The 7494-nt window shown below is 61.4% G+C and carries 5 protein-coding genes; 2 read left to right on the top strand and 3 right to left on the bottom strand.

Going from position 1 to position 7494, the window contains the following annotated elements:
- Window positions 1–49: 49 nt before the first annotated feature.
- From ACE03M_RS13600 to ACE03M_RS13590, 3 genes are all read right to left on the bottom strand, one after another.
- Window positions 50–1378, bottom strand: a complete 1329-nt coding sequence (locus tag ACE03M_RS13600; protein WP_485934461.1) for a COG1361 family protein — start codon at window positions 1376–1378, stop codon at window positions 50–52.
- Window positions 1379–1622: 244 nt separating this feature from the next.
- Window positions 1623–3824: a hypothetical protein gene (locus tag ACE03M_RS13595; RefSeq protein ID WP_485934459.1), complete on the bottom strand. Its 2202-nt coding sequence runs from the start codon at window positions 3822–3824 to the stop codon at window positions 1623–1625.
- Window positions 3825–4049: 225 nt separating this feature from the next.
- Window positions 4050–5165, bottom strand: a complete 1116-nt coding sequence (locus ACE03M_RS13590) for a diacylglycerol/lipid kinase family protein (protein WP_485934457.1) — start codon at window positions 5163–5165, stop codon at window positions 4050–4052.
- 97 nt (window positions 5166–5262) lie between these two features.
- On the opposite strand from ACE03M_RS13590, the gene serS reads away from it, so the two are divergent.
- Window positions 5263–6543 (top strand): serine--tRNA ligase, encoded by a 1281-nt coding sequence (gene serS, locus ACE03M_RS13585; RefSeq protein WP_485934455.1) that lies wholly within the window; start codon window positions 5263–5265, stop codon window positions 6541–6543.
- 28 nt (window positions 6544–6571) lie between these two features.
- The gene (locus ACE03M_RS13580) at window positions 6572–7420 is read left to right on the top strand and encodes an HAD family hydrolase (protein WP_485934454.1); all 849 of its coding nucleotides are present in this window, start codon (window positions 6572–6574) and stop codon (window positions 7418–7420) included.
- Window positions 7421–7494: the final 74 nt, after the last annotated feature.

Raw genomic sequence — 7494 nt, 5'->3', positions numbered from 1 at the left:
CCCCCCCCTTCGTCGTATCCGGATGGTGTCTCCGATTCAGGCCCCGAGATCAGATCTCTGAAGGATCCTGAGCCACCTTCTTGCGACGCATGGTCATGGTGACTGCGGCTCCACCGATGAGGAGGAGGGCAGCTCCGCCGACGAGGCCGGTCAGTTCGGTACCGGTGCGAGGCAGTTCGCCGCCACCGTTTCCGTCTTCGCCGCCACCGTTTCCGTCTTCATTGCCGCCATCGTCGTTTCCGTCGCTGCCACCGGCGTTGGCGTCTTCGCCGACGGTGAATGCTCCGGTCATCTCGTCATCGCCGCAGGTGACGCTGACGTCGTAGTCGCCGAGGTAGGCCGACGCATCATTGGCAGAGGTGCCGTAGACGTTGACGGAGGCCTTGCCCTCGTCATCAGCCTTGACGGTGTTGTCGTAAGCGGTGACGTTGGAGTTGCCCTCAGGGGTGACAACGTAGTGAACGTCCGAGCCGGGCTCGCAGTTCTCGACTGCCAGGGTGACGCCCTTGTTCTCTACGACGAAGTCAGCGGCTTCGATGGTCTCAGGCGAGACGGTCAGCGTGGCTTCAGCGGCTGGGGTGGTCGGCTTCGGCTCTTCGCTCTCGTCTTCGGTGACGGTGAACTTAGCGTAGTTCGACACCTCTTCGGTCTCGGCATCGACTGCGGAGACCGAGTAGTCGCCGGGCTCGAGGGCGTCTTCGGGCGATTCGACCGTGGTGCTGATCTTGCCGTCTTCGTCGGCCTTGATCTCGTCCTGGAAGAAGGGCGACTGAGTGGCATTGCCAATGACGTTCACGGTACTGCCGGGGGTGAAGCCCTCGCCGGTGACCTCGAGGCCGTTCTTCTCGAAGTCGGAGGCAGAGATCTTCTCAGTGTTGAGAGAGACCTTCGGGTCAACTGCGGGTGCTTCTGGCTCTTCGGCGTCGCCGTCTTCGACGACGGTGAAGCTCGCCGGGATGACCTGATCCTCTTCGCCTTCACGCTGGACGGTGATGTCGAATTCGACGGTCTGCGGCTCGAAGTCTGCTGCTTCGCCGGTGAAGTAGATGCTGTAGGAGAAAGTATCGCCCTCGACCGAAGTCGAGTCGCCTTCGTCATAAGTCACATTGTCGGAGACCTTGTCCCCGGCTTCGAGTCCAGTGATCTGAACCTGAACACCCTTGTTCTGGTCAGCAAAGTCAGACTGTGAGATCTCCTGTGGGGTAACCGAGACGGCGGCGTTGATCTCCGCCTGCTCCTCGGCTTCATCTGACTGGGTTTTGCTCTGCTGGACGTTTGTCTGTCCGAAAGCGTCGGCTGTGGGTGCAGCCATTACGGGGGATGCGGCGAGGCCGGTGATGGCCAGGGCCACTGCGGGGGCGAGTGCGAGTTTCTTCATAGTGTCCTTCGTTCTTACAGCTGTGACTGATCTCCTACGAAGGTAACAATAATGAAATAATTACAACGAGCATAGTTGTGGTCGTTGTGTTCACATTTGTTGTTCATATCCGTCACAGGCGTCGTTGGCTGGTGAGAACTGCGGACTCGTTGAAAATGGGTGTGGCCCCCACCGAAGTCGGGGCCACACCCATTCAAGCGCTCACATGATCAGGTTCATCGAGTGATCACTCTGCGGTTCTACTTCAGTAGTCGGTCGGTGACTGTCCGACCTTCTTGCGGCGACCTGTCACGGCGATCGCTGCTCCGCCGATGAGGAGGAGCAGCGCCCCCGTGGCGAGACCGCCAAGGTCTGTACCGGTGCGTGGCAGCTGGCTGTCATCGTTTCCGCCGTTGTCGCTTCCGTCGCTGCCGCCGCCGTCTGCGCCGGCCGTGACTGTGAACGATTCCTTCATCGAGTCATCGCCGCAGATTGCGCTGGCTGTGTAGGCGCCGACATATGCCGAGATATTGTCGGAGGTACCGAAGACATTGACTGAAGCTTTGCCCTCGTCATCGGCTTTGACCGTGTTTTCGTACGCTGTGACCCGGAGGCCCTTGGGCGTGACCGCGAAGTGCACGTCCGAGCCGGGCTCGCAGTCTTCGACTGCCAAGGTGACGCCCTTCTTCTCATTGGCGAAGTCGGCGGCTTCAAGCATCTCCGGTGAGACCGTGAACGACGCCTCTGCAGGAGCCTCGGGAGTATCCCCTCCGTCTCCATTGTCTCCGTCATCGCCGTCTTCTTTGTCTTCGGCGACGACGTTGATGTTGCCCTTGAGCGTCTCAGACTCGGTTCCCTCGCGGTCGATGGTGACCGTGAACGGCACCTTGCCCTCTTCGAGGTTGTCGGGATTGCCCTGGTAGTAGAGATGGAGCTTGTAGTCGCCATCGGCGTCGGCGGTTTCGGTGTCCCCGGTCAGGGAGTCGGTGATCTTGTCACCCTTCTTCACGCCCGAGACGGTGACGGTGACACCCTTGTCTTTGTTGGAGAGGTCAGCTGCTGTGATCTCCTTGGGATCGACCTTCAGTGAAGCATCGATCGGATCGACGGCGGCGGCATCTTCGGTGACGGTGACTTCGACCGGAGCGGACTCCTTGCCGGTCTTGTCGTCGATGAAGGTGAGCGAGTATTTGCCGGCCTCGATCGATTCGGGCGCGGTTACGACACCGCTGACGTTGCCGTCCTCGTCGGCGGTGATTCTTTCGGCCTGAGCGGCGGCGCTTTGAGCCGAAACCGCTTCGCCCTTGACGCTGACCGTACCGTCGGGGGAGAAGCCCTCGCCGGTGATCTTGAGTCCTTCCTTCATGAAGTCGTCGACCGAGATCTCCTTGGTCGAGAGTGAGACCTTCGGATCGACATCGGGGTCGTCGTCGGCGACTTCGATTTCTCCTTTGAGGGTGACCGACTCTTCGCCTCCGCGATTGATCTCAACCGTGAAGGGGACCGGCCCTTCGTCGAGTTCTTCGGGATCGCCCTGGTAATAGATGCCGAACGTGAAGTCGCCGTCCGCGTCGACAGTCCTGCCCTCTTCAGTCAGGCTGTCGGTGACCGTATCCCCTTCTTCCGCATTCGACACGGTGACCTGGACGCCCTTATCAGGGTCGGCGAGATCTTCTGGAGTCACTTCGTCGGGATCGACCGTGAGTTCCGAGTCAATGGCATCCTGGGCTTCGATGACCTCGGTTGAGCCCGAGAGGGTCGTCGCTGGAACGCCAGCACGCTGGACCTTGACGGAGAAGCTCTTCTCGCCCTCCTTGAGGTCTTCAGCATCGCCGGAGTAATCGAGGGTGAGCGACTTGCTCCCGTCAGCAGCGGCAGTCGTAACGGGTGCGCTCAGGCCGGATGTCGAGAGCTTGTCACCCACCTTCAGCCCGGTGACCGTGACCTTGACGCCCTTGGATGCGAGGTCTTCGGCCGTGATCGAAGAGTTGGAGACCTTCAGCTGTGCATTGATCTCTTCCGCGTCGTCCTTGGCGTCGGAGTCATCCTTCTTGGAATCCTTGGAATCCTCGTCCTTGGGTGCAGGCTCCTTCGAATCCTTGGCATCGTCGCCAGATTCCTCGTCAGCCTTGTCGTCAGCCTTTTTCTTATCGGCTGCTTTCTTGTCCGCGGCCTTCTTGTCGGCAGCCTTCTTTTCGGCTGCGTCCTTCTTCTTCTGCTCAGCCTTGTCCTTGGCAGCCTTTTCTTCGGCTGCTTTGTCAGCAGCGGCTTTCTTTGCGTCGGCCTTCTTCTGCTCAGCCTTCTCCTCAGCAAGCTTTTCGGCCTTTTCCTTCTTGATCTGCTCGGCCTTGGCTTCGGCTTTGGCAGACGAGGACTGAGTCGAGGGGGCCTCGGCAGCGGCGACTGGGGCGGCCACCAGGCCAGTGAACGCGAGGGCCACAGCCGGCGCGAGAATGAGCTTCTTCATTGGAGTGCCTTCAATCTTGAAATTGTGAGGGGGTGCACATCTGACAGCCATCCTAGATACAGGGAATGCCCTGAACTACTTATGTACGTTTAGTTCAGGGTGAATAGCTGTAACACTTTGGTCAACGAATCGACGACATCGAGACGCTCTCGTGATGTGACCGTCCGGTAATGGCACTCATCTACCGGCCGACGCCGGTTCGCAGACCAGCTGGCAGCCGTACGCTCAGACAGGCCAGGCCTCGGCCCGGATCTGCTTACGCTGTTCCACTGTGGGCACGCGAACGGTCAGCGCCGCAGGCATGACCTCCATAGCCAGGTACCCGGACTGGCCGATCGGATCCCCGTCCAGCTGCACATCGAGTTCCTCGCCGGATTCGATGACGACCTTCTGGCATTTCCTGATGTCTGTGTGCAGGCCCTTCGACGTCTTCCGACCTAGAACGGAGGCAAGGACGCCCACCCATTGGCCCAGGTTCTTCGGGCTGACGATGAGGACATCGAGCATCCCGTCATCGATGACGGCCTGTGGCAGAAGCTGGATACCGCCCTGCAGCTTCCCGCAGTTGCCGCCGAGGACCGATCGCACGCGAGCTGAGACCCGATAGTCGTCGTCGAAAGTCACCTTCACGTGACTGGGGCGGCCGACGAGCTTCCGAGACCCGGCCTCGACGTAGGCCAGCCAGCCGAGACGGGACTTGAGATCGGAGTTGGTATCGGCCATGACCGCGGCATCGAACCCAAGCCCGGTCATCACAGTGAAGACGTGAGTGTCCCCATCCTCGGCGGTCTTCGCGGTCCCGACGTCGATCCTGCGGTTGCGGCCCCACAGGGCGATGCGCAGGGCCCACTCGGTTTTGTCGAGCACGATGTCGAGGTTTCGCGACAGGAGATTACCCGTCCCCAAGGGGACAATCCCCATCGGTGTCGATGATCCCGCCAGCGCCGAGGAGACGGCTCGGACCGTGCCGTCGCCGCCGGCGGCGATGACGACGTCGACCCCCTCGTCAAGTGCACGAGCCGTGGCCCCTTCGCCGGAATCCTCGGGGGTGGTCTCGATGACCATCGGTGCGCTCCAGCCTTCGAAACGACAGATCGCCTCGGCGGTCGAAGCCAGTCTGCTGACATCGGTCTTGGTCGGATTGACGATGAGAGCTGCCCGGTAGCGGCGAGAGTTCTCGCTCTCTGGGCCATCGGAATCGGAGCCTCTGGAGTACTGCCGAATCCGGCTCAGCGCACGACGAGTCCCGGTGCGGCGGCCGAGGAAGAACGCGACGAGAAGCACGACGATGATGCCGGCGACGACGAACCACGTCATCATGGGGTCCAATGCGATGGTCATGTCTCAAATTTACAGTGCCCATCTTGAGTGCCAGCTGGCCACACACTTGAGTGACGCTCGAATATCGAAAAGAGTCCTGGGCCGTTAAGCTGAGAGGGTGATCGATCTAGCGCTCCTCAGAGAAGACCCGGACCTGTTCAAAGCATCGCAGGAGGCCCGCGGCGCGTCCGTCGACCTCGTTGACGAAGTCCTCGCCGCGGATTCCGCACGCCGCTCTGCCATCACGGCATACGAGGACGCGCGCGCCGATCAGAAGTCCTTCTCCTCTCAGATCGCGAAGGCGGCCAAAGAGGACAAGCCTGCGCTCATCGCAGAGGGCAAGGAGAAGTCTGCCAAGGTCAAGGCCCTGCAGGCAGAGTCCGAAGAGGCGAGCTTCGCATTCGACAAGCTCGCGGGAAAGCTTCCGAACCTCATCGTTGAAGGCATCCCCTCCGGTGGTGAAGAGAACTTCGTGACCCTGAAGACCGTCGGTGAACCTCGTGACTTCAGCACCGACGGCTTCGAACCGGCCGACCATCTGGAGATCGGTGAGACGCTCAAGTCCATCGACACTGCCCGAGGCACCAAGGTCTCGGGATCGCGCTTCCACTACCTCACCGGATTCGGTGCCAAGCTGGAGATGGCCCTGCTCAATCTGGCCCGCGATGTGGCCGAAGAAGCCGGTTTCATCCCGACCATCACACCGACCTTGGTCAAGCCCGAAGTCATGCGCGGCACAGGATTCCTCGGCGAGCACGGCGACGAGGTCTACCGACTCGAAGCCGATGACCTGTTCCTCGTCGGCACCTCCGAGGTGCCCCTGGCCGGACTCCACATGGACGAGATCATCGACCTGAGCGACGGTCCGCTGCGCTACGCCGGAATCTCGTCCTGCTACCGTCGTGAGGCCGGTTCCTACGGCAAGGACACCCGCGGAATCATCCGCGTCCACCAATTCCAGAAGGTGGAGATGTTCTCCTACGTCGAGGTCGAGAACGCCGCTGCCGAGCACGAGCGCATGCTGTCCCTGCAGGAGAAGATGCTGGGCCTGTGCGAACTGCCCTACCGCGTCATCGACACCGCAGCCGGCGACCTCGGAGACTCCGCGGCACGTAAGTTCGACTGCGAAGCCTGGGTCCCGACACAGGACACCTACCGCGAACTGACCTCGACCTCGAACTGCACGACCTTTCAGGCGCGCCGCCTGCAGGTCCGCGAACGCTACGACGGAGCCACCCGCCCCGTCGCCACACTCAACGGAACCATGGCCAACACCCGCTGGCTCGTCCCGATCCTGGAGAACCACCAGCAGGCGGACGGTTCGGTCACGGTTCCCGCGGCACTGCGCCCCTACCTCGGCGGCATGACCGCTCAGGGACCAGAGGGCCCGCGTTACTGAAGCCACGATCCTCAAGCTTGGAGAGAAATTGCCCGAACACCTCATCGCGCTCGACATCGACGGCACCATCGTCAACTACGACGGATCACTGTCCGACCCCGTCCGGCAGGTGCTGACCCAGCTCGCCGAAGCCGGTCATCACCTCGTCATCTCCACTGGACGGGCACTGCCCGGAGCGCTTGAGGTCGTGCACGCACTCGACCTCAAGGAAGGGTTCGTCGTCTGCTCGAACGGATCTGTCGTCGTCAAACTCGACCCGGCTTCGCCGCGGGGCTGGGAGATGCACCACGTCGTGTCCTTCGACCCCAAGGACGCTCTGGAGAAGATGTACGAGGCACTGCCGAACGCGCTGTTCCTCGTTGAGGATCCCGACCTGCACCGGTGGGCCTCAGGACCATTCCCCGCGGGTGAGCTCGCGGAATCGGACACGCTCGACATCGTCGATTTCGAGCAGCTCCTGCAGAAACGCGCCACCCGCATCGTCATGCGAGAGGTCAACGGAACTGCGGAGGAGTTCGCCGAGGCTGTCGATCGCCTCGGTCTCCACGAAGTCAGCTATTCGGTGGGCTGGAGCAACTGGCTCGACATCGCCCCCGACGGAGTGTCGAAGGCCAGTGGGCTCGAACTCGTCGAATCCGAACTCGGAATCGACCACGAGTTGAGCATCGGCGCCGGTGACGGACTCAACGACATCGAAATGATCGAATGGGTCCATCACGGAATCGTCATGGGTCAGTCGAAGGACGTGCTCAAACAGCGTGCATCGCTCGTGACGAAGTCGGTTGATGACGATGGCTTGGCCGTCGCTCTCGTCGACTACTTCGACCTCGACCGCGGGGTGCTTTCACTCAGCGGTTCGCGCGCCACCCACACCTGAGGCTCAGAGACCGCTCGTGCTGACGCGGCCTTGCGGCCGCGTACTTCGCTAAACATCGGCGACGTCACTAATGT

This window comes from Brevibacterium sp. AGC70 (assembly GCF_057334195.1).
This window is presented reverse-complemented; position numbering and strand designations above follow the sequence as displayed.

Bases quoted from the DNA above. Each gene is read 5' to 3' on its own strand.
- ACE03M_RS13600 (WP_485934461.1), bottom strand. From the start codon at position 1,378: ATGAAGAAACTCGCACTCGCCCCCGCAGTGGCCCTGGCCATCACCGGC.
- ACE03M_RS13595 (WP_485934459.1), bottom strand. From the start codon at position 3,824: ATGAAGAAGCTCATTCTCGCGCCGGCTGTGGCCCTCGCGTTCACTGGC.
- ACE03M_RS13590 (WP_485934457.1), bottom strand. From the start codon at position 5,165: ATGACCATCGCATTGGACCCCATGATGACGTGGTTCGTCGTCGCCGGC.